General features: G+C 71.2%; 28 protein-coding genes and 1 pseudogene. 7 read left to right on the top strand and 22 right to left on the bottom strand.

The window, feature by feature from the left end:
* Positions 1 to 74 precede the first annotated feature (74 nt).
* From fliN to ASF58_RS21420, 5 genes are all read left to right on the top strand, one after another.
* Entirely contained in the window at positions 75 to 476 is a 402-nt protein-coding gene (gene fliN / locus ASF58_RS21400) for a flagellar motor switch protein FliN (protein ID WP_055957308.1), read from the top strand.
* A 10-nt stretch (positions 477 to 486) separates the two neighbouring features.
* Positions 487 to 1,524, top strand: a complete 1,038-nt coding sequence (locus tag ASF58_RS21405) for a flagellar motor switch protein FliG (RefSeq protein ID WP_055957659.1) — start codon at positions 487 to 489, stop codon at positions 1,522 to 1,524.
* Positions 1,525 to 1,550: 26 nt separating this feature from the next.
* Positions 1,551 to 2,612: a flagellar biosynthesis protein FlhB gene (flhB, locus tag ASF58_RS21410; RefSeq protein ID WP_055957312.1), complete on the top strand. Its 1,062-nt coding sequence runs from the start codon at positions 1,551 to 1,553 to the stop codon at positions 2,610 to 2,612.
* Entirely contained in the window at positions 2,612 to 3,061 is a 450-nt protein-coding gene (locus ASF58_RS21415) for a hypothetical protein (RefSeq protein ID WP_055957315.1), read from the top strand. Before flhB ends, ASF58_RS21415 begins: the two co-directional genes overlap by 1 nt.
* Before the next feature lie 342 nt (positions 3,062 to 3,403).
* The gene (locus ASF58_RS21420; RefSeq protein ID WP_055957318.1) at positions 3,404 to 4,087 is read left to right on the top strand and encodes a response regulator transcription factor; all 684 of its coding nucleotides are present in this window, start codon (positions 3,404 to 3,406) and stop codon (positions 4,085 to 4,087) included.
* Positions 4,088 to 4,259: 172 nt separating this feature from the next.
* Here ASF58_RS21420 and ASF58_RS21425 read toward each other — a convergent pair whose 3' ends face one another.
* Positions 4,260 to 4,508, bottom strand: coding sequence for a hypothetical protein (locus ASF58_RS21425; protein ID WP_103710728.1), 249 nt, complete (start codon positions 4,506 to 4,508; stop codon positions 4,260 to 4,262).
* 570 nt (positions 4,509 to 5,078) lie between these two features.
* On the opposite strand from ASF58_RS21425, the gene ASF58_RS21430 reads away from it, so the two are divergent.
* On the top strand, positions 5,079 to 5,228 hold the full coding sequence (locus ASF58_RS21430; protein ID WP_156375835.1) for a hypothetical protein: 150 nt from the start codon (positions 5,079 to 5,081) through the stop codon (positions 5,226 to 5,228).
* A 27-nt stretch (positions 5,229 to 5,255) separates the two neighbouring features.
* Here ASF58_RS21430 and ASF58_RS21435 read toward each other — a convergent pair whose 3' ends face one another.
* The 20 genes and pseudogenes from ASF58_RS21435 to ASF58_RS21530 all read right to left on the bottom strand — a co-directional run bounded on the left by ASF58_RS21435 (position 5,256) and on the right by ASF58_RS21530 (position 24,232).
* The gene (locus ASF58_RS21435; protein WP_055957323.1) at positions 5,256 to 5,612 is read right to left on the bottom strand and encodes a cupin domain-containing protein; all 357 of its coding nucleotides are present in this window, start codon (positions 5,610 to 5,612) and stop codon (positions 5,256 to 5,258) included.
* Between the two features lie 142 nt (positions 5,613 to 5,754).
* A complete protein-coding gene (locus tag ASF58_RS21440; protein ID WP_200930234.1) occupies positions 5,755 to 6,393 on the bottom strand; it encodes a transglycosylase SLT domain-containing protein in 639 nt (212 codons plus the stop codon).
* Positions 6,347 to 8,047: a flagellar hook-length control protein FliK gene (locus tag ASF58_RS21445; protein WP_055957325.1), complete on the bottom strand. Its 1,701-nt coding sequence runs from the start codon at positions 8,045 to 8,047 to the stop codon at positions 6,347 to 6,349. Before ASF58_RS21445 ends, ASF58_RS21440 begins: the two co-directional genes overlap by 47 nt.
* Positions 8,044 to 9,318: a chemotaxis protein MotC gene (locus tag ASF58_RS21450; RefSeq protein WP_055957327.1), complete on the bottom strand. Its 1,275-nt coding sequence runs from the start codon at positions 9,316 to 9,318 to the stop codon at positions 8,044 to 8,046. The genes ASF58_RS21445 and ASF58_RS21450 overlap by 4 nt, the downstream gene beginning before the upstream one ends.
* Positions 9,318 to 10,700: a MotB family protein gene (locus ASF58_RS21455; protein WP_055957330.1), complete on the bottom strand. Its 1,383-nt coding sequence runs from the start codon at positions 10,698 to 10,700 to the stop codon at positions 9,318 to 9,320. Before ASF58_RS21455 ends, ASF58_RS21450 begins: the two co-directional genes overlap by 1 nt.
* 4 nt (positions 10,701 to 10,704) lie before the next feature.
* Entirely contained in the window at positions 10,705 to 11,394 is a 690-nt protein-coding gene (locus tag ASF58_RS21460; protein ID WP_055957333.1) for a hypothetical protein, read from the bottom strand.
* Positions 11,394 to 13,091, bottom strand: a complete 1,698-nt coding sequence (fliF, locus tag ASF58_RS21465) for a flagellar basal-body MS-ring/collar protein FliF (RefSeq protein WP_055957336.1) — start codon at positions 13,089 to 13,091, stop codon at positions 11,394 to 11,396. Before fliF ends, ASF58_RS21460 begins: the two co-directional genes overlap by 1 nt.
* A 91-nt stretch (positions 13,092 to 13,182) precedes the next feature.
* Positions 13,183 to 13,938 carry a nucleoside deaminase gene (locus tag ASF58_RS21470; RefSeq protein ID WP_082513224.1) on the bottom strand — a complete coding sequence of 252 codons (756 nt, stop codon included), beginning with the start codon at positions 13,936 to 13,938 and terminating at the stop codon, positions 13,183 to 13,185.
* 189 nt (positions 13,939 to 14,127) lie between these two features.
* A complete protein-coding gene (gene fliP, locus ASF58_RS21475) occupies positions 14,128 to 14,886 on the bottom strand; it encodes a flagellar type III secretion system pore protein FliP (RefSeq protein ID WP_055957338.1) in 759 nt (252 codons plus the stop codon).
* A gap of 46 nt (positions 14,887 to 14,932) precedes the next feature.
* Positions 14,933 to 15,427 (bottom strand): flagellar basal body-associated FliL family protein, encoded by a 495-nt coding sequence (locus ASF58_RS21480; protein WP_055957341.1) that lies wholly within the window; start codon positions 15,425 to 15,427, stop codon positions 14,933 to 14,935.
* A gap of 24 nt (positions 15,428 to 15,451) precedes the next feature.
* The gene (flgH, locus tag ASF58_RS21485; RefSeq protein ID WP_055957344.1) at positions 15,452 to 16,168 is read right to left on the bottom strand and encodes a flagellar basal body L-ring protein FlgH; all 717 of its coding nucleotides are present in this window, start codon (positions 16,166 to 16,168) and stop codon (positions 15,452 to 15,454) included.
* Positions 16,168 to 16,620 (bottom strand): annotated as a pseudogene (locus ASF58_RS27650) (MotE family protein); the annotation flags it as partial. The pseudogene ASF58_RS27650 and the gene flgH, both read right to left, overlap by 1 nt.
* Positions 16,621 to 17,078: 458 nt before the next feature.
* A complete protein-coding gene (gene flgI, locus ASF58_RS21495; protein WP_082513225.1) occupies positions 17,079 to 18,242 on the bottom strand; it encodes a flagellar basal body P-ring protein FlgI in 1,164 nt (387 codons plus the stop codon).
* Positions 18,242 to 18,724, bottom strand: coding sequence for a flagellar basal body P-ring formation chaperone FlgA (flgA, locus tag ASF58_RS21500; RefSeq protein ID WP_082513226.1), 483 nt, complete (start codon positions 18,722 to 18,724; stop codon positions 18,242 to 18,244). The genes flgI and flgA overlap by 1 nt, the downstream gene beginning before the upstream one ends.
* Positions 18,725 to 18,851: 127 nt before the next feature.
* Positions 18,852 to 19,640 (bottom strand): flagellar basal-body rod protein FlgG, encoded by a 789-nt coding sequence (gene flgG, locus ASF58_RS21505; protein ID WP_055957351.1) that lies wholly within the window; start codon positions 19,638 to 19,640, stop codon positions 18,852 to 18,854.
* 53 nt (positions 19,641 to 19,693) lie between these two features.
* A complete protein-coding gene (locus tag ASF58_RS21510) occupies positions 19,694 to 20,038 on the bottom strand; it encodes a flagellar hook-basal body complex protein FliE (protein WP_055957355.1) in 345 nt (114 codons plus the stop codon).
* An 8-nt stretch (positions 20,039 to 20,046) separates the two neighbouring features.
* Positions 20,047 to 20,463: a flagellar basal body rod protein FlgC gene (gene flgC / locus ASF58_RS21515; RefSeq protein ID WP_055957358.1), complete on the bottom strand. Its 417-nt coding sequence runs from the start codon at positions 20,461 to 20,463 to the stop codon at positions 20,047 to 20,049.
* Positions 20,463 to 20,846, bottom strand: coding sequence for a flagellar basal body rod protein FlgB (flgB, locus tag ASF58_RS21520; RefSeq protein ID WP_055957363.1), 384 nt, complete (start codon positions 20,844 to 20,846; stop codon positions 20,463 to 20,465). The genes flgC and flgB overlap by 1 nt, the downstream gene beginning before the upstream one ends.
* 90 nt (positions 20,847 to 20,936) lie before the next feature.
* The gene (locus ASF58_RS21525) at positions 20,937 to 22,247 is read right to left on the bottom strand and encodes an MFS transporter (protein ID WP_055957672.1); all 1,311 of its coding nucleotides are present in this window, start codon (positions 22,245 to 22,247) and stop codon (positions 20,937 to 20,939) included.
* A 32-nt stretch (positions 22,248 to 22,279) separates the two neighbouring features.
* A complete protein-coding gene (locus ASF58_RS21530) occupies positions 22,280 to 24,232 on the bottom strand; it encodes a hypothetical protein (protein ID WP_055957366.1) in 1,953 nt (650 codons plus the stop codon).
* Positions 24,233 to 24,429: 197 nt separating this feature from the next.
* On the opposite strand from ASF58_RS21530, the gene ASF58_RS21535 reads away from it, so the two are divergent.
* Positions 24,430 to 24,627 (top strand): hypothetical protein, encoded by a 198-nt coding sequence (locus tag ASF58_RS21535; protein ID WP_055957369.1) that lies wholly within the window; start codon positions 24,430 to 24,432, stop codon positions 24,625 to 24,627.
* Positions 24,628 to 24,730: 103 nt separating this feature from the next.
* On the opposite strand, the gene ASF58_RS21540 is transcribed toward ASF58_RS21535, so the two are convergent.
* Positions 24,731 to 26,038: an MFS transporter gene (locus ASF58_RS21540; RefSeq protein ID WP_082513227.1), complete on the bottom strand. Its 1,308-nt coding sequence runs from the start codon at positions 26,036 to 26,038 to the stop codon at positions 24,731 to 24,733.
* Positions 26,039 to 26,297 lie beyond the last annotated feature (259 nt).

The following is a 26,297-nucleotide window of genomic DNA, read 5'->3' on the forward strand; positions in this document are numbered from 1 at the left end:
TCCCCGATCCTTTCCCTTCCGCTGCCAGACGACTCTTCCCCTGACGTTCGATTGCAGCCCCTGACGAGCGGACGATGAGCAACAGCCCCTTCGACGATGCGGACCTCGCGTCCACCGGCACCGCCCCGGTCTTTCCGACCGTTTCGCCGACCGTCTCACCCGGCGTCGCCTCCGCGGGGCCGGAGGCGGGCGACGCGCGGATCGGCGATGGCCGCAACCTCGATTCGATCCTGCGCATCCCGGTGCTGATCCAGGTGGTCCTCGGCTCGGCGACGATGCCGGTGGCCAACCTGATGAAGCTCGGGCGCGGCGCCATCGTGCCCCTCGACCACCGGGTCGGCGAGCCCGTGGACGTCACCGTCAACGGCCGCGTCGTGGCCCGGGGCGAGATCGTCGTGGTCGAGGAGGACAATTCCCGCTTTGGGGTCTCCCTGACCGAGATCGTCGGCCCGGCCGATGCCGGCCAGAACGGCTGAGGACGAACCCGTGGCGAGCGTGCCGATCCCCCACCGGACGCAGGGCGTCCTCCGGCACCTCAACCCCGTGGACGAGGTCGCGGCCCTGCTGCTCGCCATGGGCAAGCCGGCGGCCGGACGCCTGCTGAAATACTTCGATCCCGACGAGATCCGGCGCATCACGCGCTCCGCGACCCAGCTCGGCACCGTCAGCGCCCACCAGCTCGACGACATCGTCGAGATGTTCTCGCACGAGTTCGCCGCGGACGGGCGCCTCGTCGGCACCGCGTCGGAGGTGGAGAAGCTCCTCACCGGCCTGCTCCCCGCCGACCAGGTCGCCGAGATCCTGGCCGATGTCCGGGGCGACGCCACGCGCTCGGTCTGGGAGCGCCTGACCACGGTCTCCGAGGGCGTGATCGCGAGCTACCTGATCAAGGAGCACCCCCAGACCGCGGCCCTCGTGCTGTCCCGCCTGAAGCCCGCGGCGGCCGCCAAGGTGATGGCCCACCTGCCCCAGCCCACCCGCAACACGGTGATGCGGCGGATGCTGAGCTTCAAGCCGGTCTGCGACGAGGTCATCGCCACCGTCGAGCGCGCCCTGCACGAGGACCTGCTCGCCAGCGGCGCCCGCAACGGCGGCGCCGACACCCACGCGAAGATGGCCGACATCATCAACAAGATGGAGCGGACCCAGATCGACGAGGTGCTCACCAGCCTGTCCGAGTCGCGCCCGAAATCCGTGGAGATCCTGAAGGGCCTGCTCTTCACCTTCGACGACATCGTCAAGCTCCAGCCCCGGGCCCGGACCACGCTGTTCGACGCCGTGCCCAACGACCGCCTGGTCCTGGCGCTCAAGGGCACCGACGCCGAGTTCCGCAGCGTCATCCTCAGCGCCCTCTCCGCCCGCGTCCGCCGCATGGTCGAGCACGAGCTGAACGGCGGCGAGCCGGCGGCGCAGAAGGACGTGACGGAGGCCCGCCGCAGCATCACCGACCTCGCCCTCGAGATGGCCGGGCGCGGCGAGCTGGAAATCAATTCCGGGGACGAGGTCGAGGCCCTCGTCCGCTAGGGACGGAGGCCTGACCCGGCACCGCGATGTCCGACGAGGATCAGGAGAGCAAGACCGAAGCCGCCTCCGAGCGGAAGATCCGGGAGGCCGTCGAGAAGGGCGACGTCCCGTTCTCCCGGGAGGCCCCGATCTTCGCCTCCATCCTCGGCCTGCTCATCGTCCTCAGCTTCGTCGTGCGCGACGCGGTCACGCCCCTGCTGCAGTCGCTCGCGCCCTTCCTCGACCATCCCCGCGACTTTGCCCTGGAGAACAACCAGGACGTCGCCCGGATTCTCGAAGGAACCGCGATGGCGGCCGCGCGCTTCCTGATCCCTGTGGTCCTGATCCTCGGACTCTGCGGCCTCGTCTCCGCCCTGATCCAGAACGTGCCGAGCCTCGTGGGCGAACGCATCCGTCCGCAATGGTCGCGCATCTCGCCGGCCGCGGGCTGGGGACGAATCTTCGGAAAATCGGGTCAGGTCGAGTTCCTGAAATCGGTCCTTAAATTTTTAGGCATCAGTCTCGTCTGCCTGCTGCTCCTGCGCTCGGAGGGCCGCAAAGCCGTGAGTGCCATGTTCGCCGACCCGAGCCAGATCCCGGATCTCATTCTCACCGTCTCGATCCGGCTGGTCTCGGTCGTCTGCATCGCCACCATCGTCATCGTGGCCATCGACCTGGTCTGGTCGCGCCTGCGCTGGCAGCGCTCGCTGCGGATGTCGAAGCAGGACCTCAAGGACGAGCACAAGCAGACCGAGGGCGATCCCCTGGTGAAGAGTCGCCTGCGCTCCCTGGCCCAGGACCGCTCCCGCAAGCGGATGCTTGCGAACGTGAAGCAGGCCACTGTGGTCATCGCGAACCCGACGCACTACGCTATCGCACTCCGGTATGCGCGAGATGAGCAACCTGCGCCTCTCGTTCTCGCCAAGGGGAAGGACCTCGTGGCGCTCCGCATCAGAGAAATCGCCGAAGCGAACGGCATTGCGGTCGTGGAAGACAAGCCTCTCGCAAGGTCCCTGTACGACAGTGTCGAGGTGGACCAGATGATTCCCGCGGAGTTCTACAGCGCAGTGGCTCAGATCCTGTTCTTCCTGTTCTCGAAGGCTCGCTGATGACCGAAGCGTCCTCTTCCCCCGGAGCCCTCTCCGTGGACGTCCCGGACGTGCTCGCCGATGCCGAGCGCGTGTTCGCCAACGCGATCCGGGACTTCATCGCCGAGCTGTGCCTCCTCGACGGCGGCATCCTGATCGGCTGGGTGCAGGCTGCCCGGCACGGGAACATCGCCGACCTCGTCGCCTCCTCCGCCGAGCCGTATTTCAAGGAAGCGACCATCGCCTACGCGGATGGGGCCGACGTCCGGTTCGACTGGGGCCGCTCGCTCACCGTGGTGCTCGACATGGAATTCGTCAGCGAACCCGTGACGGTGTTCTTCAAGCTCATCCTCGACGGCGTCTACGTCGGCGTCGCGATCCAGCGGATCCTGGCCGACCAAGGCCCGAGCTTCTGCCTCGACGGCTTCGAGACCGCCCTGGCCGAGGCCCGACTGACCCGCGCCGCCTGAGCGACGGCCGGGCGGACAGCCTGGTTCGACTCCGCAGAATCGACTCCGCAGAATCGACCCGGCAGGATCGAACGGGTCCGGCCGCGCCGCCCCTCACCCGCACCGCGACAGTTTGCCGACGCGCCGATCGCGCGATCACATCTGCGTGTGATCCGAACGTCATTGACGGCGCCGGCGATGCCCGACATTGCTGAATGATGGGCGACTCGATCAGTCGGGCTGGACTTGAGGAGTGAACTTGCGGAGTGAAGTGCAGGCTCCGCAACGACCCCTGATTGTTTCGCTTCCCGACCGTAACCCAGCACACACCCTGACCGTCGCAAGATCATCCGGAGATTGCCGATGTATGTCCTGGTCGACGAGCGGCCTTCGGTGAATTCCGGCTACAAGGCGAGCTTCGACCGCGAGGGCATCTCCTCCCTCGGCCTCGACCCGCAGGAATTCACCCACTGGTTCCAGTCCTCCTCCCGGGTCGACCGCGAGGCGATCCAGGGCTTCCTCCTGGGCGATTTCGAGGGCCGGGCGAAGTGCGCCACCCTGATCCGCAAGCTGTCGCGCGCGCCGATCATCGCCCTGAGCGACGTGCGCTCCCTCGACCAGACCCTGCAGCTCTTCGAGGCGGGCATCGACGACGTGCTGCCCAAGCCCGTCCATATCCGTGAGATCCTGGCACGCTCCGAGGCGATCTGGCGCCGGGTGAATGCCCAGGCGGGCCCGGTCCGCGAGGCGCCGCCCGAGCCCGAGCGCCTGAAGGTGCATTTCGACGGCCGCGACCCCGAGGTGGACGGCGAGGTGCTGCCCCTGCCGCGGCGCGAGCGCCACATCCTCGAGTGCCTGGTGCGCAACCGGGGCCGGCGGATGACCAAGTCGCAGATCTACAACATCGTCTACGGCGTCTACAGCAACGGCGTCGAGGAGAGCGTCATCGAGGGCCACGTCAGCAAGCTGCGCAAGAAGCTCAGCCAGCGCCTCGGCTACGACCCGATCGAAGCCAAGCGCTTCATGGGCTACACCTTCGTCGGCTGAGGCCGGCGCGGCGAGCGGCGGGCGCCTGAGCCGCGCGCATCAAGGGCACCCGCGCGACGCGGGTTTGCAACGCAACGGGCCCACCGCGGCGGATCCCGGGGGATCGCTCGATGAGCCCGTGTTCGACGACGTCAGCGAACGGACCGCAGGGTCCAGGCCGTCGGTCGCGGCTTCAGAAAGAACCGGTCGTCTCAACTTCGCTGCCGGCCTGCGCGCTCTGCGCGGCGGTGCCGGACTTCGCCGGAGCGACGGGCTGAGGCGTGGTGGTCAGGTCGCCGAGGCTGCGCACCTGCTGGGTGTCGCGCGCCTGCTCGCGGAACAGCGGGGGCGTCAGGTAGAGGGCCTCACCCGCCATGGCCGCGCCCGTGGCGAAGGTGGCGGAGGCGAGGACGGTCAAGGCGAAGAGGCGGGTCGCGCGCATCTGAAATCTCCGGTTTGGCTGGCAACGTGCCCGCCGTTGAGGAGATAGAACCACATTTTTGTGCGCTGCGACTTGCTGATTTTGCAACGCACCATAATGCGCGCCCCGAGAAGTCCAGCCACTATAGCGCATGCTCCAGAGGAGGGGTCACCGGGGATATGGGCCCGGAGCCATGTCATGGACGCATGGTCGTCAAATTGAGGAATTGGCCGGCCAAATTTAATTTTCGCGCGCATCAATTGTATTTTGATGTTTGCCGGTGAGAAACAGCACACGCCCCGGCTTTACTCAGCATCCACCGCGTCTTGCGCCGCCCCGTGCTTGCATCGGGGGCCTCGAGCACCGGCCGCTGATCTCGCGGCGCCTGCGCGGTGATTCAGCCGACAGGCACGGACGCATCGTCGGCCCCGAACGCCGATGGGCTGGAGAACTCGTTCACCATGTTGCCCCGCTCACACATCCGTGACGGTCTCAAGCGAGGACGACGGACGTTCCGCCTCTATGCGTATGTCCCAGTCGGCTCTCCCCGCGCTACATACCCTGGCCGTCCTGCCAGCCCGCGACGCAGATATGCTGCTGGGCTCCGCCGAGCGGCTGTACCTGGCCCAACCGGGTGAGGAACAGCGCAAGGCCTTGAGGCGCATCGCCGTCTATCGCCGCGTCCTCGGCCTGCCGCCGTCGATGCAGCTGATGCAGGAGCGATGGGCCGCGTCCGCCTAGCGGGCCGGCCGGGCCCGGGACGAGCGTTCAGGATCGTGCGGGCAGGGACGGCTCCGCGCCGGGCGCCGCGCGCGTCACGAGGGCCTCGGGACGCTTCACCTCGATCTCGATGAACGCGATCGGGTGGTCGGAGCCATTCATCACATCGTGCCGGATGCCGGCCGGGCGGCTATAGGCCTGTCCCGCCTCCAGCGCGCTGTCGGTGACCCGGTCGCCGTCATGCACCCTGAGGGTTCCGGCCACCAGCATCACGACGAAGTAGGGCCAGCCGTGCTCGTGCCAGCCGGTGACCGCGCCGGGGGCGAAATCCCAGCGCGTGATGCGCAGGGTCGCGTCGTCCTGCTGGAGGGTGGCGACCGCCGGGATGGTACAGACAAAGGCCATTCGGGTTCCTTCCTGAACCGGGGCGCTCGCAAAGTCGGAGCCACTTCGCAGGGCCGGAGCCCGTCCGGCCCCCCGGGTCTCGGACAGGTCGCCAGGGACGATCCGGCGGCGTTCGCGAGCGCGCGCGACCGTCAGCAGCGGCCTACTGGCAGAAGCTGCGCGCGGCCGGCGTCCAGGCGCCGAAGCCCGTGGCCACCATGTTGGTGATGACCCGGCAGACATACTGCTTCTGGGCCGGATTGTTGTTCGGACCCGCATGATAGCGCGCCACCGCCAGGGTCCAGCTGCCCTCGCGCGCCTTCAGCTGCTTCAGGAACAGGGTCGCGTACTCGACGTTCTGGCGCGGGTCGATCATCGCCTCCAGGCTGGTGAACTTCTCGCGGTGATAATGATGGTTGATCTGCATGCAGCCGAGGTCGACGAGCTTGATCCCGCCCGCCCGCGCCTGGGCGAGCTGGCTCATCACGTCGGCGGCGCTGGTGCCGAAATAGGCCCGGCCCTGGATGTTCATGGCGTAGGGCTGCAGCGAGCCGCGCTTGCCGCTCTCCGTGAGGCCGACGGCGTAGAGGACGCCGAGCGGAACGCCGTGCTTGGCCGAGGCCCCCGCCATCTCGCGCTCGCAGATATTGGCCGAGGCCGGCAGCGCCGCGGCCTTTCCCGGCACCGGGGGGGCGCTGTTGGCCAGGGCCGCGCCCGGTCCGGGCACGGCCAGCCCGGGGATGCCCAGGCCGGGGTTAGAGGTAAACGCCGCTGCGATCAGGGCTGCTCGAAACGCTCTCATGCATCCGCTCGTGGAGGTCGGAGGCGGCCGGATCGCCGCCCGGGGAGGACCGGCGCCCGGCCTGGTCCTGGGTGGGGCGGCCCTGGTTCGTGCCGGACTCGCCCTGGCCCGGGAAGCCCTGTGCGCCCTGTCCCTGTTGCGAGCCTGGATTCCCCGATGCGCCCCGGCTCTCGGCCGCGGCCGACGTGACGGTGACGGTGACGCTCTCGGGCCGGTAGCCGCCCTGGCGCAGGAGGTCGTTGAGGACCTCGCCGCCCTCGCGGAGCAGGCGCGCCGAATCCTCGCGGCTGGCCTGCAGGTTCATCTCGAGTTGCCCGTCGCGCAGGCGCATCCGCACCAGCACGGTGCCGAGATCCGCCGGATGAAGCTGCAGCGTGAGGAGCTTCAGGGGTCCCTCCCCGGCCGGAGCTCCGGGCAACGCGCCGGGGACGACCCCGGCCGGTCCACGCGGCAGTTCCGCCAGGACGGCCGCGGCCACCTGCTGGGCCGGCGCGGCGGCCGGGCCGGACAGGGCCCCGGCCGGCAGGGACGGGGTGGTGGACAGGCTCGCTTCGGCTGCGCCCGGGAGGGCCGGCTCGAGACCGCCGCGGGCCGCGCGCGCGGCCGCGGTGCCGGCCTCGACGGACGCCGCGACCGGTTCGACGCGCAGGATCGGCGACGGCGTCGCGGCGGGCCGTTCGGCCGCGACCGGTCCCTCGCTGCCACGGACCGGATCGCGCCTGGGCACCGCGCCGTCGCCCGCGGGCGACCCAGGTGCGCGCGGGGGAGTGGCAGAGGCAGCGGCTGCAGCAGCCGTGGCCGAAGCGGAGGCGAGCGCGACCGGTGCCGGAGCCGGAGCCGCGAGGGACGGCGGCGGCGCGGCGGGCTGTTCCGGAGGGACTGGAACGCCCGATGCGGGCGGGCTCGCCGGGCCGGCCGACGGCAGGGCCGGCATCGGGAGGATGGGACCCGGCCCCGGGCCGACCGCAGCGGCGGCTCCGCCGGGGGCCTGGCCCCCCGCGGCATCGGGCAGGAGGGCCGCGGCAGTCGGCAGGCCGGACGCACCCGGCGCCGGGACGACCGCCGGCGATCCGCCGACGAGGCTCGGGAGCACCGGCGCGAAGTGGGTCTCGCGCTGGAGCACGGCGATCCGAGGCCGCGCCTCGGCGCTCGCGCCCTGCGGCACGAGGCCGGCCGCGCGCGTATCCGTTCCGGCGAGCAGGTTCGGCCCGGCCAGCGGGTCCGTCCCGGCCAGCAGGTCCGTCCCGACCAAGCCGTCGGCTCCCGCGGGCGGGGTCGCCGGTCCGGCGGTCACGGCCTGCCCCGGGGCCTGAGCCGGCAGGGCGCGGGCGACCAGGGTCTCGAGGGAGATCGCCCGCGGCTTCGGGGCCGGGGCGCCGGCGGGGACGGCCGTCGGAACCACGAGGGCGAGCAGGGCCAGGGGATCCGTCTCCTCGCCGGACGGTGCCGGGGCGGCCTCGTCGTCGCGGCGGCGTCCCGGACGGTCGGGCTCGGGCGTGGTCATCGCGTCGGCGTTGCGTCCACCCGCGAGAGCGCCGAGCACGGCCCCGAAGGCGTCGCGGCTCGCCTCCGGCGTCTCCGCGCCCGCGCTGCGGGGGCCAGGCGCGTCCGGCAGAGCGCGGGGACCGGGAGAGGTGGCACCGAGGGTATTCAACGCTCGCTCCTGCGCATGATCTCGTCGATGCGCCCGATGGCGTCCTGCGCCCGGGCGATGGATGGCGCGACCGGCAGGACGCGGGGACCCGTCGGTTCCGCCCGGACCGGCATCGGGGCGGGCGGCCCGGCCCGGATCTCCCGTGCGGTCGAGAGCGCGGCGTCCAGGAGGTCGCGGTCGGCCGCGTCCAGCACGGCGCGGTCGGTCATCCGCAGGGTTTCGACGGAGTCGTCGAAGCGCCCCTCCACGACGAGGAGGGCCGCCGCCCGGTAGAGGCGCGCGCGCACCATCTCCGGCGAGCCGGATTCCGCCAGGGTGACGCCGCGCTCGGCGGAGAACACCGCCGTGGTGGTCTTGCCCTGATCGAGGGCGGCCCGGGCCAGGAGGAGGTAGAGTTCCCGCCGCCCCTCGAGCTCGATCTCGTCGAGCATGGCCTGGAGGCGGGCGAAGCGGACGTCGTCGCCGGCGAAGTCGAGGCGGGTGAGCGCGGCGGCGAAGCGCTGGCGGAAGTTGCCGGCATAGACCGAGTGGCGGAAGCGCCGCAGGTACTGCACCGCCAGGGTCTCGAATTTCACCAGGTCGTTGGCCTGGGCCAGCACGAAGATCTCGCGGCGCAGCGCCCCCTCCTCCACCAGGGTCCCGGGGGCGAGCAGGCGCGCGAGGTCGAGGAGCCGGATCGACTGGGTGGGGTCGTCCCGCACCACCAGGGCGGATTGCGCCAGGGCGAGCTGCGCGCCGAGGCTCACCGGAACCACGAGCGGGTCGATCTTCACGAGGAGGGCGCGGGCCTCCTTCTCGCGTCCCTCGAGATAGGCGAGCGCGCCGAACACCACCGGCCGCTCGGCCTCCGGCACCTTGCCCGACGCGACGAGGTGGCGCAGCAGCGCCGGCCCGCCGCCGCCGAGCCCGAAGGTCACCGCGGCGTGCACGCTGACGGGGTCGGCCCAGACCTCGGGATCGAGGCCGACCATGCGCGATTCCGCCAGGGACAGGAAGGCGCGCTGGCCGTGATGGGCCTGGGCCGAGCCCTGGGCGATCCGGTCCTGGAGCAGCTGCAGCGTGCGCACCAGCTCCACCGGAACCGGGCGCGGGGCCACCGGCAGGGGCTCGATCGGGGCGGCCGGGGCGGCGCCGTGCCCGCCTCCCTGATCGCCACCCGCGCCATGATCGCCCCCGCCGTGGGACTCCGCCCCCCAGGCGGCCGGGACGAAGCCCAGGCCGGCGAGCAGGAGGCAGGCGATCCGCGCGCGGCGCAGCCCGGCGGCCCGCATCACTCGGGCCGCGCCCGCAGCAGGATCTCGATGCGCCGGTTCTCGGCCGCCTTCGGATCGGCGGGATTGCGCGGCTGACGGTCGGCATAGCCCTCGATGCGTTCCAGGCGCGCATCGGGCACGCCGCCGCGCACCAGCATGTAGGAGGCCATCTGCGCCCGGGCCGAGGACAGCCGCCAGTTGTCGTAGACCTCGGAGCGGAAGGGGCGCGCATCGGTGTGGCCGCGCACGACGATCCGGCCGGGCCGGTCCTTGAGGATGCGGGCGACCTGCTCCAGGGCCCGCACCACCTTGGCCTGCGGCTCGGCCGAGCCGACGCTGAACATCGCGAAGTTCACCTCGTCGGTGAGGCTGATGAGGATGCCCTCGCCGGTGCGGCGGACCTCCATGTGGGGCGCCGGAGCGCCGCCCTGCGTCGGCAGGGCCTTGGCGATCTCGGCCTTGATCTCGGCCATCGTCGCGGTCTCGGCGGCATCGGCCGCCTGCCGGGCCGCATCCGCGGATTTGGCCTCGGCGGATCTGGCTCCCGCCGGCACCGTCTCGACGGCAGCCTTGTCGGCGGCGGACTTGTCGACGGCGGACTTGTCGGCGGCGGATCTGGCCTCCGCCTTCGCGTCCCTGGGCGCTTCGGCCTTGGCGAGCAGGGCCATCACCTTGGCGTCGGCCTCGCCCGGCAGGGCCGAGGCGACCTTGATCGCCGCGGGCTTCGCCCCGGGGGCGGCCGCGCGCACGTCGGGGCGGGTTTCCTGCGGCAGGGGCGTCACCGTGCCGGTGGACCCGGCCTGCTCGGTGCGCGTCTTGGCGAGCGGCGCCACCTGCCAGTAGAGCGGATCGAAGGGATCGCGGGCCGCCTCGCCGCCCTTGATGCCGGGCTCGCCGGTCTCGGTCACCACCGCGTCGGCCGAGGCCGTCTCCGGGCCGGGTTCGAGCTCGGCGGCGAGCTTGGCCAGGACCGCGTAGGGATCCTGGAACAGGGCCGCCTCGCGGGCACGGCTGCCCGGCGGGCCGGACGCGCCCTTGCCGTCGGTCTTGGCGTCCGACTTGGCGTCGGATTTCCCGCCCTTGCCCTCGGCGCTGCTGTCGCCGGTGCCGCCGTCGGGCTTGCCTTCTTCGGGCGTGGGCTCGCCGGGCTTGTTCTGGGGATCGCGCAGGCCCTTGCGATCGAAGCTCACGTCGGCGAGCTTCACCGGGTTGAAGTACTCGGCGATGGCCGACTTCGTCTCCTTGGTGGTGGAGCCGATCAGCCACAGCACCAGGAACAGCGCCATCATGGCGGTCATGAAGTCGGCGAGCGCGATCTTCCAGGCGCCGCCGTGGTGACCGTCCTCGTGGTCGCCGTGGCGCTTGATGATGATGATCTCGTGGTGGCCCTCGTCCGCCATCGGGTCAGGCTCCCTGGACCGCGGCGGTCATCAGGCGGCCCCAGGCGCCGAGCTGGGTCTCGATCACGGTCTGGTCGGCCTGCACCGAGACGTCGACGGCGTCGGAGGGCTGGAACGCGATGGTGGCCTCGAAGGGGCCGAGCTTGCCCGCCACGGCGTCGAGAATGTCGGCCGGTCCGCTCACCCGCACGGGCGCACGGGCATCGCCGAGGATGCGGGCGAGGCTCTGGGCCAGCTCGTCGACGGCCTGGCGGCGCAGGGCCTCGGTCAGCACGGGCACGAGCAGATGCCCGACCCGGTCGGTGAGCCCGGCGCCGAGGGCCTGGAGCGCGTCGGAGAAACCGGCCGCGAGGCGGTCGCCCTCGTCCACGCACCAAGCCTGGCGCATCTCGACGAGGCGGGCCTCGTGATCCGCCTGCAGGCAGGCGATCACCGAGGCGGATTCGGCGGCGGCCTCGGCCCGGCCGAGTTCGCGTCCGCGCTCCAGGCCCCTTGCCTCGGCGGCGCGGAGCAGGGCCTCGCGGTCCTCCGGCGGTTCCACGGGCCGGCGCAGCAGGGCCGCGAGGCCTTCGGAGGGACGGGGCGCCGCGGCAGCGGCAGCGGCAGGCGCGGCGGCGCGGGGGGCCGGAGCGCCGCGGACCGGCACGACGGCGTCGGAGAAATCGGGAAGGAGGCGGGCGATCGCGGGGGCCATCACGCGGCCTCACGCAGGAGCCAGCGCTTCAGGATCTCGGCGGCCTGCGCCTCGTCGGCCTCGATCATCTGCTCAAGTCTCTTCTGGGGCGAACGATTCAGTTTCTCGGTGAGGTCCTCGATCATGCTGGCGACCGGGCTCTGGCCGGGCGCCGCGAGGCTCGGGACCGCGTCCGGATCGGCGCCGAGGGCGGCGTTGGGACCGGCGAGCGCCGCATTCGGCGCGGCTGCGGCGAGGGCCTGGGCCTCTGCCGCCGCGGCCAGGGCGCGGGCCTCCTCCTGCTGGGCGGCCGGGATCTCCAGGATGGCCCGCATGGCGGGGCGCAGGCCGAACCAGATCAGCAGGCCCGCGACCAGCAGGATGGTCCCGGCGTTGATCAGGGTGGCCGACTGGCGCATCAGCACGTCGGTGAGGCTGAGGGGGGCCACCGGCTCCAGGGGCTGCCCGTCGTTGACGAAGCCGACGGCGGCGACCTTCACGTTGTCGCCGCGCTCCTTGTTGAAGCCCGCGGCGGAGCCGACGAGCTGCTCGATCTCGGCGACCTGCGCGTCGATGGCGGCCTTGCTGGCATCCGGCCCGGCCAGGGCGGTGAGGCGGGCGCGGTTGACGAGGACCGCCACCGAGATCTGCTTGATGTTGTAGCCGTCGCTCACCGTCTGGATCGTCTTCGAGGAGATCTCGTAGTTCGTCAGATCCTCGCGCTTCTGCGTCTCGTTGCTGGCGGTGTCGCCGCCATCCGAGCGGGCGCGCTGGTCGGGCAGGTTCTGCTGCGTGGTGGTGGGCCGCTGGGCGGCGTTGCGGTTCTGCGAGTTCTCGGTCTCGCGCACGGCCCGGGTCGAGCGCTCGACGCGCTGGTCGGGGTTGAAGATCGTCTCGTTCTGCACGGTCTTGTCGGTGTTCAGGCGCGCCGCGACGCTGACCTCGAAGTTGCCGACGCCGAGATAGGGAGTCAGGGTCCGGCGAATGTTGTCTTGGACCTCGTGGCCGATGGTCTTCTCCAGGGTCGCCATCTTGCCGGTGGGCACCGCATTGGCATCGTCCCCCGAGAGCAGGAGCGAGCCGTCCGAGCCGATCACGGTGACGCGGTCGGGCTTCATGCCGGGCACCGCGGAGGCGACGAGGTGGCGGATCGACTGGGCGCCGCTGACGTCGTCGGCGGGCTCGGTCCGCACCACCACCGAGGCGGAGGGGGGCTGCTGGTCGCGGCGGAACGAGCCGCGATCGGGCAGGACGATGTGCACGCGGGCGGCCTTGACGCCCTTCATGCCCTGGATCGTGCGGGCGATCTCACCCTCCAGGGCGCGCACGCGGGTCACCTCCTGCATGAACGAGGTCATGCCGAGGGAGCCGAGGTCGTTGAAGAGCTCGTAGCCGGCCTTGGAGCTCTGCGGCAGGCCCTTCTCGGCGAGCAGCATCCGGGCCTGGGCCGTGTGGCCGTAGGCGACCAGCACCGCCGCGCCGTCGGCGCTGACGTCGAAGGGGATGTTGGCGTCCTTGAGCACGCTGCCGATGCGGCCGACATCCTCGCGGCTCAGCCCCGTGTAGAGCGTCTCCTGGGCGGGCCGGCTGAGGTAGAAGGCGCCGAGGCCGACGGCGAGGAAGACCACCACGCCGATCAGCGACAGGGCGGCGATCCGCCGGCCGCCGAGCGCGAGGATGTTGTTCCAGAGCCGTTCGGCGTGCTGAAGACCGGACATTCGGTGGGCTGCTCCGCTACGGATCCGCGATCCGATAGCGTCCCATCGCCCGCCAGCCTTGCGCGGAGATTGCGCCGTCGCCGCCGCGCGATCAGTAGGGGTGGCGGTCCGCCTTGTTCATCCAGGCTTCGTAGGCCTTCAGCCCCGTCTCGCGCTCGAAGTTCTCGCTGACCCGGATGCGGCGCTGATCCCAGGGCTTGGCGAAATCCTCGTACTGAAAGGCGTCGTCGAAGCCGATCTTGCTCGTGTCCTCCAGGCTGGCCGCGAAGTAGACGTGGTCGATGCGCGACCAGTAGATGGCGCTCATGCACATCGGGCAGGGCGCACCGTTGATGTAGATCTCGCAGCCCTTGAGCATCTTGGCCCGTTCGGCCACCGGATCGGGCGAACCGGGCTCACGCGGGATCATCTCCAGGATCGTGCCCGCGCCGTAATCGCTGCCGAGCAAGGCCTTCGGGTTGAGCCGGGCAGAGGCATCCATGATGGCGGTGATCTCCGCGTGGAAGACCGGAATGCCGGTCAGCAGCACGCGATTCTGACCGCGCCCGATGATCTCCCCGTCCTTGACGATCACGGCGCCGAACGGCCCACCCCACCCCTTCGCGACGGATTCGATCGCGAGCCGGGTCGCCTCCTCCATGAACGCCGTCCGGCCGGGGGGAACCGGGGCCGCCTGCGCGACGGCGCCGGGTGCCACGGCCAGGGACATCCCGACCCCGACGGCACTGGCCAGGAAGGCGCGCCGGCCCAGGTCGTCCGGTCCCGTGAAGTCACCCGGTCCGGTGCTGTCGCCCGGTCCCGTGCAGTCGCCGGAATGGTTCGCCGAACAGGAACAGGACTGAAACATCAAACATCTCCGCAATCCAACCGCACGGGTGCACGATACAGGACCCCGGTGATTTGGAGTACGAAAAACAGAGCGTCGGCCCTGTACTGGTCATCAGCGTTTCAGTCTTGTTAAGGGAACAAATCGATCCCTTATTGGGTTGGAGCGACAAGTCGTTCCGCAGGTCATGACCGGCGGACGAGCGCCTCGTCAGAAGAACGACCGCACCAAGCCGCCGACCAGCATGTTCCAGCCATCGATCAGGATGAAGAACAGCACCTTGAACGGCAGCGAGATCACGGTGGGCGGCAGCATCATCATGCCCATCGACATGACGATGGTGGAGACGATCATGTCGATGACCAGGAACGGCAGGGCGATCAGGAAGCCGATCTCGAAGCCGCGGCGCAGTTCCGAGATCATGAAGGCCGGGATCAGGATGCGCAGGTCGATCTTCTCCCCGCCCTCGGCCTTCGGGATGTTGCGGCTGGCCAGGTCCGTGAAGGTCTGCAGGTCCTTCGGGCGGACGTGCTGGGTCATGAATTCCCGGAACGGCTCGACGAGCTTGGGGATGGCCTCCGTCTCGGAGATCCGGTTCTCGGTGAGCGGCCGCAGGCCCTCGTTCCAGGCGCGGTCGAAGGTCGGCGCCATGACGTAGAAGGTCATGAACAGCGACAGGCTGACGAGGAAGATGTTGGCCGGCGTGCTCTGGAGGCCGAGGCCCGAGCGCAGGAACGAGAACGCGATGGCGAACCGGGTGAAGCTCGTCACCATGACGAGGAGGCCGGGGGCCAGCGACAGCACGGTCAGCAGCGCCACGAGCTGCAGGATGCGCCCGCTCGCCGCCCCGTTGCCGGCCGGCAGCAGCGCATCGAGGGCGGGCAGGCCGGTGGCCGACTGGGCCAGCGCCGGCCCCGTGAGGGCGAGGCCGGCGGCGAGGACGAGGCCTGCGGTGGTGAGCGGTTTCATGGTTCTTCCCAGCGGCCGAGGGTGACGAGGCTCCGGCGACGGCGCCCTACTGCACCACCAGCATCTCGACGATCAGCTCGCGGACCTGCCCCTTCGTGCGCAGGGCCACCCGCTCGTTGAGGTCCTCGCGCAGGTGCAGGAGCCCGCTGGCGCCCTCGAGCTGCTTCAGGGAGACGGTGCGCAGGTAGGCGACGATGTCGGAGCGGATCTCGGCGAGCGCCACGTCCGGGTTCGGCACGGAGCCGGTCTTGAACACGACCGAGGATTCGAGGCGGACCCAGGCATCGTTGCTGTCGGCGAGGTTGGTCACCACCGAGCCGACGCTGCGCAGGGCCACGTCGCCGGTGTATTTCAGGACCTTCACCGCCTTGTCGTCCTCGTCCTTCTTCTTCACGTCCACCGCCTTCTCGACGGTGGACAGGAGGTACATGCCCAGGCCACCGCCCGTGCCGATGGCGACGAGGCTGGTCAGGGCGAGGGCCAGGATCCAGCCCTTGCCGCCGCCCTTCTTCGCCCCCGTCTTGTCGTCCTTGGCTGCCATGGTTCCGCTCCCCCTCGCCCGATCTCAGAACGGCGCCAGGGTCTCGAAGACCTGCTGGCCGAAGGTCGGCGCCTGCACGTCCGAGATGCGGCCGCGCCCGCCATAGGAGATGCGCGCCTCGGCGATCTTGTCGTAGTCGATGGTGTTCTTGCGCGAGATGTCCCGCGGCCGGACGATGCCCGCCACGGTGAGGACGCGGACCTCGTTGTTCACCCGCACCTCCTGCGAACCGCTGATCACGACGTTGCCGTTGGGCATCTGCTCGGTGACGATGGCGGCGACCTGCAGGCGCAGCACCTCGGAGCGGTCGATGTTGCCCGCGCCCTTAGTCTCCGTGGAGGAGCGGATGCCGGCATCGGCGGTGGCCGTGTCCTTCAGGGCCGAGACGCCGTAGCCGAAATCGAAGCCGAGGCCCGACTTCTGGCTGCGCGAGCGATCGCTCGAATTGCCGAACTGCGCCTTGTCGTCGATGAGGATCGAGACCGTGATCACGTCGCCGATGTTGCGGGCGCGCGGATCCTGGAACATCTCGGCGCTGCCCGGCGCCCAGGTCGAGTGATAGGTGCGGCGTCCGAGGGACCCGTAGGTGGTCGGCAGGGCCTCGCGCGGCGGCTGCAGGCCGGTACCGATCGGCGTCAGCAGCGGCGCCTGGCCGATCCGGTCCACCGGCGTGTTGCAGGCGCCGAGGGCGGGCGCCGCCAGCACCAGGATCAGGCCGGCCCGGAACGTGTTGGGAAGCATCAGGATTTCTCGCTCGTGCGGGGCTTCTTGTTCGGGTCGGTCCTGCCGCTCGGATCGGTCTTGCCGCTCGGGTCGGTCCTGGACGCGCCGGTCTTGCCCATCTCGGTCATCATGCGGGCCAGCTGTGCGGCGCGCGCGGCCTCCATCTCGCTCAGGATTCCGCTCGCCGTGCGGGCGTTGAGCTTGGTCAGGATCGCGGCGGCGCCCTCGTCGGGCATGTTGGCGAGCTGGAGGGCGGCGGCATCCGCCCGCATCTTGGTGTAGATCGCCACCACGCCCTCGTCGGCCTTGGCCAGGAACGCGTCGCGGCGGGCGAGCCAGGTCTCGTACTCGGCGCGCTTGGCCTCCAGGGCGGCGATCCGCTCCTCGACCTGCTTCTCCAGGATCGCCAGCTGCTCCTTCTGCCAGGCGAAGCGCGCATCGGCGGCGGCGTCCGCGATGCTGGCGCAATAGGCCGGCGGCTTCGGCGCGGGCTTCGCCAACTCGGGCTCGGGAGCCCGGACCTCGGCGACCTGTGCCGGCTCGGACATCTTGGGCTCGGCCGTCTTGACCTCGGACACCTTGTCGGACGCCTTGGCCTCGATCGCCCCCGTGGTCTCGATCGGCTGGGACACGACCGTGACCGGCTCGGCCACCCCGGCGACGGGTTTGGCCGCGACGGCGAGGCGGGGCGCGGCCGGCTTCGGCGCGGCCTTCGGCAGCGGGCCGGGGTTCAGCCCGGAGATCGCCGGGCGGCCGCCCTCGAGGGCGCCGGCCGGACCGAGGCCGAAGGAGGCGAGTGCCAGAAGGCCGACGAACAGCAGGACCCGCAGCGCCATCAGGGCGAGCCAGCGGGTGGGCGGCGTCGGGCCGGGCGGGCGCACGACGAGGCGGGTTGCCTCGCGCGGCAGGGGCAGGTCGGTCACCGCGCTCATTGCACCACGAGCTCCGCCTGAAGCGCCCCGGAGGTCTTCACCGCCTGGAGGATCGAGATGATGTCGCTGGGCTTCAGCCCGACATTGTTGAGGCCGCGCACCAGGGTCTGGAGATCCGAGCCGCCGATGATCGCCATCCGGCCGGGCTGCTCGTTGATCGCGACCTCCGTGCGGGGCACCACGGCCGTCTGCCCGTTCGAGAACGGGGCCGGCTGCGAGACCTCCGGGGCCTCCGTCACCCGCACCGTGAGGTTGCCGTGCGTCACCGCCACGGTGGAGATCTGGACGTTGCGGCCGATCACCACCGTCCCGGTGCGCTGATCGACGACGACGCGGGCCGGGGTGTCGGGGTTGACGGTGAGGTCGCCGATCTCGGCCACGAACCGGGTCTGGGCGATGTTGCTCGGCCGCAGCAACGTGATGGCCCGCTGGTCGCGCGGCGACGCGACCCGGCGGTTGAAGCGCGCGAGGGCGTAGGCGTTGATGGCGTCGGCCACCATGGTGGCGGTCTTGAAGTCGGGGTTCTTCAACTCGAACACCAGTTCGGGCAGGTCCCGGAAGGTCCCCGGCACCTCGCGCTCGATCAGGGCGCCGTTGGGGATGCGCCCGGCGGTCGGCACGCCCTGCGTCACGGTCTCGGCCTGGCCGCCGACGCTGAAGCCCGAGACCGCGAGGGGTCCCTGCGCGGCCGCGTAGGTCAGGCTGTCGCCGCCCATCAGGGGCGTCATCAGCAGGGTGCCGCCCTTGAGGGAGGTGGCGTCGCCGAGCGAGGTCACGGTGACGTCGATGCGCGAGCCGGTGCCCGTGTAGGGCGGCAGGTCGGCGGTCACCATCACGGCGGCGACGTTGCGGGTGCGCAGGCGGGCGTCGCGGACGTTGATGCCCATGCGGTCCAGCATCGACTGCAGCGACTGCTCGGTGAACTGGGCGTTGCGCAGGGTGTCGCCGGTGCCCTGCAGGCCGGTGACGAGGCCGTAGCCCACGAGCTGGTTGTCGCGCACGCCCTTGAGGGTGGCGATGTCCTTGATCCGGGTTCCGGCCAGGGCGGGCGTGGGCAGGGCGAGGAGGAGGGCTGCGACGAGCGCCAGAATTCTGGCCGCGAACTTGGCCGCGAACTTGGCCGGGATCTTCGCCGGGATCTTGGGAAGGTGGCGGCGCATCAATGGTCCCCGGTCCGGATTCGGCCGTCGGCCATCACGGTGCCGAGGACGATGCGGTTGGTGTCGGTGTTGCGCACGCGGATGACGTCGCCGAGGCCGCCGTTCTGGAGCGGCGCGCCGACGGCGGTGATGAGCAGGCCGTGCTCCTCGAACACGATCTGCGTCGGCGTGCCCCGGCTGACGAGGCGGGGATCGTCGATGGCGTTGACCGGCACCGGCTCGCCCGGCAGCAGCATCCGCTTGGCGACGCGCCCGGAGATCGCCAGGGCGGCGTCGACCACGGCGGTCCGGGCCTTGAAGGTCTCCGGATAGGCCTGCATCCGCAGCATCGACGGCTTGATGGTGTCGCCGGGATAGATCGTCACCGTCGGCACCGGAAGCAGCAGGTCCTCGGCCGCGGCCGGCCCGGCCAGCAGCGCGAGCCCGACGGCGGCGAGGCGGCACCGGCTGCGCGGGGACAGGCCCGGAAGGTGAATACCCATGACGTGGTCGCGCCCTTGGAGAATGCCCGGACGGGCGGCCGCGGCCCCGGCGGAGAGCCGATGCCGCCCGTAGCCGCCGCGCGGAGGTGGGGGTGTGGGGCTCAGGCGGCGGCGCCGCCCGACGCGCTTAGCGGATGCCCTTGGAGATCGTGCCGGCCATCTCGTCGGCGGCCTGGATCACCTTCGAGTTCATCTCGAAGGCGCGCTGGGCCGTGATCATGTTGGTGATCTCCTTGACGGGATCGACGTTCGAGCTTTCCAGGTAGCCCTGCTGCAGCTTGCCGAAGCTCGGGTCGCCGGGCACGCCGGTGACGGGGGCGCCGGAGGCCGCGGTCTCGCGGTAGAGGCCGTTGCCGAGGGGCTCCAGGCCGGCATCGTTGGCGAAGTTCGCCAGCGTGATCTGGCCCAGGTTCTGCGCCTGCACCTGCCCGTCCACCTTGGCGAAGACCTGGCCCGACTGGTTGATCACCACGTCGACGGCCCCGTTGGGGATGAGGATCGCCGGGTCGAGGGCGTAGCCCTCCAGGGTGACGATCTGGCCGGTGTTGTTGCGGTTGAACGAGCCGGCGCGGGTGTAGTTGATCTCGCCGTTCGGGTTGGTGATCTGGAAGTAGCCCCGGCCGTTCACCGCGAGGTCGAGCTGGTTGGCGGTGTTGGCGAGCGGCCCCTGCCGGTGCAGGTTGCGAATGGCGGCCGTGCGCACGCCGAGGCCGAGCATCGCGCCCTCCGGCACCGGCTCCTGGCCGGCCTGGTTCGGCACGCCCTGCTGGCGCTCGGCCTGGTAGAGCAGGTCGGTGAACTCGGCCCGCGCGCCCTTGAACCCGGTGGTGTTCAGGTTGGCGATGTTGTTGGCGATGACCTCGAGGTTCATCTGCTGGGCGTTCATGCCCGTGGCCGCGATGGCGAGCGCTCTCATGGTGTCACGGTCCCGTCGAAGCGTTTGGCAGGGGGTTTCACGCGATCGGATCGTCAGATCGGCATGCGGCTGAGTTCGAGATAGGCGGCGACCACCTTGTCCCGGACGGCGATGGCGGTCTGCAGGCTCTGCTCGGCCGACATCACCGCCTCGACCACCTGCTGCGTCGAGGCCTTGCCCTGGATGCCCGAGATGGCGGTGGCCTCGCCGGTGCGCAGGGAGGTGCGCAGGCCGCTGGCGAGCTGCGCCATGACGTCCCCGAAATCGGTGCCGGCACCGGCCGTGGCGGTCGGCGGGCTCACGGGGAAGCTGGTGCGCGCCAGCGGCGCGGCCGAGTCGGTGCGGGTGATGCCGGCGGCCCGGTCGAAGGCGGCGAGCGAGGTGAGGGCTTCGATCATCGCGGGTCTCAGGTTCTCAGGAGGTCGATGACGCTGGCGACCATGGCGCGGGCCTGCTTGATCACCTGGACGTTGGCTTCGTAGGAGCGGTTGGCCTCGCGGATGTCGGCCATCTCCACCAGCACGTTGACGTTGGGCATCTTCACGTTGCCGTCGGAATCGGCCGCCGGATTGCCGGGGTCGCGCTCGATGCGGAACGGTGCGTCGTCGGTGCCGATCTTGCGCAGGGCCACCGTGGGGCCGCCGGCGGCCCGGTCCAGGGCGGCCCGGAAGGTCACGGTCTTGCGGGCATAGGGGTCCGCCCCGGGGGCGTCGCCGACGGATTGCGCGTTGGCGACGTTCTCGGCGGCGATGCGCAGGCGCAGGGACTGCGCCTCCATGCCGGCGCTGGCGAGACGGGTGGAGGCGGCGAGGGGGTCGATCATCAGGACTTCACCGCCGCCTTGAGCATCCGGTCGAAGGCCTTGACGATGCCCATGTTCAGGTTGTGGTCGCGGCTGACCTCGCCGGCCTTGAGCATCTCCTGCTCCAGGCTCACCGAGCTCGAGGTCGAGAGCGCGTCCCAGGCGTCGGCCGCGGCGACCGGCTTGGTCGGGATGCGGTTCTCGCCGGAGGTGACGTGGGCGCTCTCCGTCATGGTCATGCCGGCGGAGGCCGTGCGCGCCATCACCTCGGAGAACGGCACCACGTCCCGGGCCTTGTAGTCGGGCGTGTTGGCGTTCGCGACGTTGCTCGCGATGGTCGACTGACGCACCGCGAGGTAGCGCGCCTGCTGCGAGGCCAAGTCGAAGAGGTAGACGCCTGTCACGGTCGGCTCCGGTCCCGATCATTCATGACCGAAGCTTTAGGGAGCCAATCTTGTCCGAGGCTGACGGGGGCGGCGCGCCGGGGCCGCCCCTCAGCGCGCCTCCGCGTTCGCCTCGAGGTCCCGGCCGCGGGTCTCGGGCATGAGGAAGGCCGCGATCGTGCCCACGATGCTGAAGGCCACGAGGTAGTAGGCCGGGGCGAGCTTGTCGCCCGAGAGGGCGATGAGCTTGTTCACGACGTAGTTCGTGCTGCCGCCGAAGATCGAGACCGAGAAGGCGTACACGATGGAGAGCCCCGCGCTGCGCACCGCCCGCGGCAGGGCCTCGGGAATCGCCACGATGATCGCCGCCGCGTTGATCGAGGACAGGGCCGAGAGCAGGAAGGTCACGGCGTAGACCGACGGGCCGGTCGGGTCGCGCACGAGCCAGGCGAAGGCCGGCACGGTCAGCACGACGATGAGCGCGCGGGGCCAGATCATCACCGGGCGCCGGCCGAACCGATCGGCCAGCCAGCCGCCGAGGAGCGGGAAGGCGATGGAGGCGAGGCCGAGGGCGATGGGCACGGCGGTGGAGATCGTCTCCGTGAGGCCGAGGGTGGCCTGGGCATAGACCGGCATGTTGGTGCCCACCGCGTTGGAGACGGTGGAGGCCGCGATGATGAGGAAGGTCAGGACCAGCATCCGGCCGTGCTCGCGCACCAGGCGCCGGACCACCGCGAGGGTGGACTCGGCCGCGGCCGGGTCGGCGCGCGCGCCGGCCGTCTCGGGCAGATGGCTGCGGATGATCAGACCCACGGGCACGACGCCGATGCCCAGCGCGAACATCACCCGCCAGCCCCAACTCGCCATGGCGTCGTCGCCGACCGCGTAGGTCAGGACCGAGGCCACGAGGCCGGCGATCAGCGCGGCGCAGCCCTGGCTGGCGATCTGCCAGCTCGCCACGAAGCCGCGGTGCTGTCCCGGGGCGGCCTCCAGGAGATAGGCGGTGGAGGGGCCGACCTCGCCGCCGAGGGCCAGCCCCTGGATGAGCCGGCCCACGATGACGATGACCTGCGACCAGCCCCCCAGGGTGGCGTAGCCGGGGGCGGCCGCCAGCATCACCATGCCGATGGCCATCAGCGCGATGGTGATCAGCATCGCGGGCTTGCGCCCCGCCCGGTCGGCGAAGGCCCCGATGAGGATGCCGCCGACGGGCCGCATGACGTAGCCGATGCCGAACAGGGCCAGGGAGGCGAGCAGGCTGTCGGTGGCGTTCGCCGAGGGGAAGAACGCCTCGCCGATGGGCTTCGCGAAGAAGGCGTAGATGGTGAAGTCGTAGAACTCGAGGGCGTTGCCCAGCACCACGGCGGCGACCGCCTTGCGTTCGAGGCGCGGGGCCCCCTCGGTGGTCCCGGCCGTCTGCATGGTGGTCTCCCGTTGCGCGTCCCCGGCCAGGCTCATGGCACCGGCACGTCCTGCGTCAGGGCGTCGATGGAGAGCAGGTAGCCCAGCAGCGCGTCCTGGTCGGCGGGGCCGTAGCCGGCGGCGGCATCGACCCAGTAGCGGTGCCCCTCTCCCGTCACCCGCGCCGTGCGCGCCGTGGCGGAGGCGCGGTTGGCGGCCACGACCCGCCCGCGCAGATCCCGGTCCACCAGGGCGCGCAGGCTGTTGCGCGGGTCCGGCGCGCGACCGCGCTCCAGGGTGCCGGGCACGCCGAGCGCGCCGGCGAGGTCGGTCCCCGCCGCCACGCCGCCATCGTGCAGGTAGGGCGCCGACCAGGCGAGGCCGACGAGATTCGGGACCTTGTAGCCGCCCTCGGTCCCGGCATGGGCCCAGCCGAGCTGGACCTGCTTCAGGGCCTCGCCCTCCAGGGGGATCGGCACGATCCTGGGGTCGGCCGGCAGCGGGAAGGGCGTGTCGGTCGCAAACATCGCGGGGGCGGACAGGTGCGCCTCCATCTTGGCCCCCGCGCGGGCCCGGGTCGGCTCGGTACCGATCTCGCCCACGGGCACGATCCGGTTGTTGGTCAGCGCCGGGCCGGCATGGCAGCCGCCGCAGCCGGCCCGCGCGAACACCGCGCGGCCGGCCTCGGCCTGTGCCTTCGGCGCCGGCGGCGGACGCAGGAGGTTCTGGAAGGCCGACATGGCGTTGTTGGCGAAGTTCGCCGGCTCCCCGGCCGCGGAGGCGAAGAGCCCGTTATCGGTCATGTAGTTCGTCGCCGGAAAGCTCGGCAGGACGGCGTAGCGGTTGAGGCCGGGCGAAGCCGGCGTCGGGTCGAAGGCGGCCAGGATCGCGCTCGGCCGCTGGGCCGCCTGCGGATCGTAGCGCAGGGCCGGGTTCGCCGCCCCCTGGAGCAGGATGCCGAGGTAGAGGTCCGGATCGATGCCGAACAGCCAGGGCGCGGCGGCCGCGAGCTGCGTCGTGTCCGAATTGGCCGCGTGCACGTTGTTGTTCAACGACGACAGGCCGTGGAAGGGCCCGACCGCCTCGCGTCCGCTCCAGCTGTAGGGCTCGCCGTAGGCCGAGAAGCTCGACGGAATCGAGGTCGGGTTCGTCACCCGGTCGGCGGAGGAATCGAAGCTGCCCGGCGGCCAGCTCGCGACCTCGACCTTGGCCGCCGCCTCGAGCCTGTCCCGGTCGGGCAGCACCGCGCTCCCTCCGCCGGCGGTCGGAACGGTTCGTGACGGATCGCCCGCGAGGGCCGCGAGGTCGATGCTGCCGTGCATGAAGTAGGCGGAGGCGTTGGCCGAGAGGGCGAGGAGCAGCCCGGCATTCAGGTCGGCGTTCGGGGCGCCCTCCACGACCTTGCCGGACTGGGGGTCGACGGCCGCGTGGCAGAGGGCGCAGGTGATGCCGAGGCGCAGGTGGCCCCGGTCGTAGAAGGTCTTCAGGCCGATGATGCCGAGGCCGCCCGCCTCGACGTCGAGCCCGGTCGAGACGAGGTCGCCCTTGCGCCACTGGCGCTCGCCGATCCGCACGTCCTGGGCGACGCGGACCTGGAGGTTGTTGGTGGCCTTCCCGCCCAGCAGCAGCACGGCGCGGGCGACCTCGTAGGGCGTCAGGGCGCCGTCGAGCATCCCCATCACGTCGGTGAGGAAGACCTCGTTCCCGAAGGTCTCGGTGTAGAAGGCCTCCCGCCCGCGGGCGATGACCGCCTCGTCGATGGCGAAGGCGCCGGCCTCGGGCGACAGCGTCCGGCGCCCCGCCTCGGTGGTGCGCAGGGTCGCGGCCTCCTCCCGGCCGATGCGGCGCCCGAGGACGTCGTAGGCCGTCGAGATCGGGTAGCGGTCGGGATTCGCGAGGGCCTCGCGCGACGGCGTCGGCGCATAGCTGACGCGGCCGAACCCGGCGAGGCCGGCCCCGGCGGCGAGAATGACGACGGTGCCGAGGAGAAGGGAACGGGAACGCATGCCGAGGGGGTGTCTCCGGCCTGCAGGGGCCGGCGGATAACGGGTGCCGACGGTCAAGGTTCGATGACAGTTGCGCGAGGCGCCGCGCCGCGCCGATCGGGCCTTCGGGACCGCGCGCGTCCGGGCCCTCGGAACCGGCGATCCATGCCGGCGCTTGCACTCCCGGACGGGTCATCCGTCCGGCCGGGAGGACAGCCATGTCGCGGGACACCGAAACGCATCAAGCCCTGCTCAGCGCCCTGAAGGCCGCCCAGGGGCGGTCCGACGGCAGCTTCGAGAAGGCCGTCACGGACGCCTTCGCCCATGTCTTCGAGCATCTCCAGCGCCTGAACGCCGTGAGCGGGCCGGACGAGGACCGCCCGCTGGAGCCCGGCGAGTCGGCGACCCTGCGCTGAGCCCCGCCGCGGCGTCCCCGGGGCTCGCGTCTCCAAGGCTCGCGTCCCCGGGGCTCGCGTCCCGGAGGTTTGGCGCATCGCCCCCGGCGGCGACGGGACCGCGTCAGGCCCGCTGCCCCGAGGGCTCCGGCATGCGGGTGAGGAGCAGGGCCGCGCCGAGGCCGATGCCTGCCGACACCAGGAACGCCGCCGTGAAGCCGCTGGCATCGACGAGGCTGCCGGCCAGCACGTTCGAGAGGGCGATGGCGACGCCCTGGACGGTGGCCACCACCCCCGAGGCGAGGTTGTAGCGGGCCTTGTCCTCCATCAGGTCGGCGATCACCAGGGGCTTGATGGCGCTGTAGAGGCCGGTGCTCACGCCCTCCAGGGCCTGCACCGCGAAGAGCCAGAGGGCGTCGTCCGACACGGTGTAGAGCAGCGCCCGCACCGGCAGCATCGCGAAGGCGAACAGGAGGATCGGCTTGCGCCCCCAGCCGTCGGCGAAGCGTCCGACCAGGATGGCCATGGGCAGCATCACCGCCTGCGCCGCCACGATGGTCGTCGAGGTGATGGCGGCCGACCAGTTCTCGTGCGCCAGGGAGATCTTCTGCGCGACCAGGGAGGCCATCGGCCCGTTGGCCAGCTGGAACAGGAAGATCGACGCGGCGAAGACGAGGAGCGGGCGGTTGTCGAGGAGCACCTTAAAGGCCGCGCCCGAGCGCGGCTTCGGCTTCACCCCCTCGGCGAGCTCGCGGCCGACGATGTCGCGGGGGATCGACAGGACGGCCGCGGCAGCCGCGAACGACAGGGCGGGCACGAGGAAGAACACCGCCCGGTCGGGAAAGCCGTAGCCGACCAGCGCGATCAGGACTGCGATGACGACGTTGCCGGCCCGGTACCAGGCGCTGTTGCGGCCCATCCGGCGCGACAGGCGGGCCTTCGGGAAGATGCCGAGGGTGAGGCCCGCGATGGTCGGGGTGAAGCTGCTGCCCGCCGCGGTCAGGACCGTGAAGGCCAGGAGCACCGGCCAGAATTGCGGCCAGAGCGCGATGACCACCGCTCCGGCCGAGGCCGCCATCAGGGCGGCCACGATGGCCAGGCGCTTGTCGCGCGCGCGGTCGATCACGGCCCCGAGCGGTGCCTGCAGGCCGACGCCGACGAGGCCCGCCAAGGTGGTCACGAGGCCGACGGTGGTCGCGCTCCACTCGCGGTGTACCAGCAGGAAGACGTTGAGGTAGGGCCGCAGCCCCCCGTTCACGTCGACCAGGCTGAGGTTGAGCAGATCGAACTTGCGCGGATGCAGGTCCTTCGCGGTGCCGTCCGCGTCGTGCCCCGCCTCTTGCCGGTCGCCTCGTCCGCCGACCGGTTCACCGTCTTGCCGGTCACTTTGCCGGTCACCTTGCCGTTCGCCTCGCCCCGCCCTGTGCGCCATCGCTCTGTGTTGCCCGTTCCGGTCCCGCTGTGACCGGGTGTGACGTCCCTGCGGTCAATGTGTTCCCGGGCCGGCGATCGGCACGAGGGCGAGGCGGTCGGACATCGCCGCGTCGGGGCGGACACGGCGCGACCCGCCGCGGCGGAGGCCGGGCGGGTCGGTGAGGATGTCCGTCGGTCCGAGACGGCTTACAGGTTGAGATAGGCCTGAGCCGAGCCGACGATGGTGAAGACGAGGCCGCCGGCAAAAGCCGCGACCA

This window comes from Methylobacterium sp. Leaf125 (genome assembly GCF_001423085.1).
Classification (GTDB): domain Bacteria; phylum Pseudomonadota; class Alphaproteobacteria; order Rhizobiales; family Beijerinckiaceae; genus Methylobacterium.

What these genes read in the sequence shown, in the direction of transcription:
- ASF58_RS21460 (WP_055957333.1), bottom strand. Translation starts at nt 11,394, where the DNA reads ATGGCCCCCGCGATCGCCCGCCTCCTTCCCGATTTCTCCGACGCCGTC.
- ASF58_RS21455 (WP_055957330.1), bottom strand. Translation starts at nt 10,700, where the DNA reads ATGGCGGACGAGGGCCACCACGAGATCATCATCATCAAGCGCCACGGC.
- ASF58_RS21510 (WP_055957355.1), bottom strand. Translation starts at nt 20,038, where the DNA reads ATGATCGAAGCCCTCACCTCGCTCGCCGCCTTCGACCGGGCCGCCGGC.
- ASF58_RS21540 (WP_082513227.1), bottom strand. Translation starts at nt 26,038, where the DNA reads ATGGCGCACAGGGCGGGGCGAGGCGAACGGCAAGGTGACCGGCAAAGT.
- ASF58_RS21435 (WP_055957323.1), bottom strand. Translation starts at nt 5,612, where the DNA reads ATGGCCTTTGTCTGTACCATCCCGGCGGTCGCCACCCTCCAGCAGGAC.
- ASF58_RS21440 (WP_200930234.1), bottom strand. Translation starts at nt 6,393, where the DNA reads ATGAGAGCGTTTCGAGCAGCCCTGATCGCAGCGGCGTTTACCTCTAAC.
- flgC (WP_055957358.1), bottom strand. Translation starts at nt 20,463, where the DNA reads ATGATCGACCCCCTCGCCGCCTCCACCCGTCTCGCCAGCGCCGGCATG.
- flhB (WP_055957312.1), top strand. Translation starts at nt 1,551, where the DNA reads ATGTCCGACGAGGATCAGGAGAGCAAGACCGAAGCCGCCTCCGAGCGG.
- flgH (WP_055957344.1), bottom strand. Translation starts at nt 16,168, where the DNA reads ATGCTTCCCAACACGTTCCGGGCCGGCCTGATCCTGGTGCTGGCGGCG.
- flgA (WP_082513226.1), bottom strand. Translation starts at nt 18,724, where the DNA reads ATGGGTATTCACCTTCCGGGCCTGTCCCCGCGCAGCCGGTGCCGCCTC.
- ASF58_RS21430 (WP_156375835.1), top strand. Translation starts at nt 5,079, where the DNA reads ATGCTGCTGGGCTCCGCCGAGCGGCTGTACCTGGCCCAACCGGGTGAG.
- ASF58_RS21525 (WP_055957672.1), bottom strand. Translation starts at nt 22,247, where the DNA reads ATGCAGACGGCCGGGACCACCGAGGGGGCCCCGCGCCTCGAACGCAAG.
- ASF58_RS21420 (WP_055957318.1), top strand. Translation starts at nt 3,404, where the DNA reads ATGTATGTCCTGGTCGACGAGCGGCCTTCGGTGAATTCCGGCTACAAG.
- fliF (WP_055957336.1), bottom strand. Translation starts at nt 13,091, where the DNA reads ATGTCCGGTCTTCAGCACGCCGAACGGCTCTGGAACAACATCCTCGCG.
- ASF58_RS21415 (WP_055957315.1), top strand. Translation starts at nt 2,612, where the DNA reads ATGACCGAAGCGTCCTCTTCCCCCGGAGCCCTCTCCGTGGACGTCCCG.
- ASF58_RS21480 (WP_055957341.1), bottom strand. Translation starts at nt 15,427, where the DNA reads ATGGCAGCCAAGGACGACAAGACGGGGGCGAAGAAGGGCGGCGGCAAG.
- ASF58_RS21530 (WP_055957366.1), bottom strand. Translation starts at nt 24,232, where the DNA reads ATGCGTTCCCGTTCCCTTCTCCTCGGCACCGTCGTCATTCTCGCCGCC.
- flgI (WP_082513225.1), bottom strand. Translation starts at nt 18,242, where the DNA reads ATGCGCCGCCACCTTCCCAAGATCCCGGCGAAGATCCCGGCCAAGTTC.
- ASF58_RS21425 (WP_103710728.1), bottom strand. Translation starts at nt 4,508, where the DNA reads ATGCGCGCGACCCGCCTCTTCGCCTTGACCGTCCTCGCCTCCGCCACC.
- fliN (WP_055957308.1), top strand. Translation starts at nt 75, where the DNA reads ATGAGCAACAGCCCCTTCGACGATGCGGACCTCGCGTCCACCGGCACC.
- flgG (WP_055957351.1), bottom strand. Translation starts at nt 19,640, where the DNA reads ATGAGAGCGCTCGCCATCGCGGCCACGGGCATGAACGCCCAGCAGATG.
- ASF58_RS21470 (WP_082513224.1), bottom strand. Translation starts at nt 13,938, where the DNA reads ATGTTTCAGTCCTGTTCCTGTTCGGCGAACCATTCCGGCGACTGCACG.
- ASF58_RS21535 (WP_055957369.1), top strand. Translation starts at nt 24,430, where the DNA reads ATGTCGCGGGACACCGAAACGCATCAAGCCCTGCTCAGCGCCCTGAAG.
- ASF58_RS21450 (WP_055957327.1), bottom strand. Translation starts at nt 9,318, where the DNA reads ATGCGGGCCGCCGGGCTGCGCCGCGCGCGGATCGCCTGCCTCCTGCTC.
- fliP (WP_055957338.1), bottom strand. Translation starts at nt 14,886, where the DNA reads ATGAAACCGCTCACCACCGCAGGCCTCGTCCTCGCCGCCGGCCTCGCC.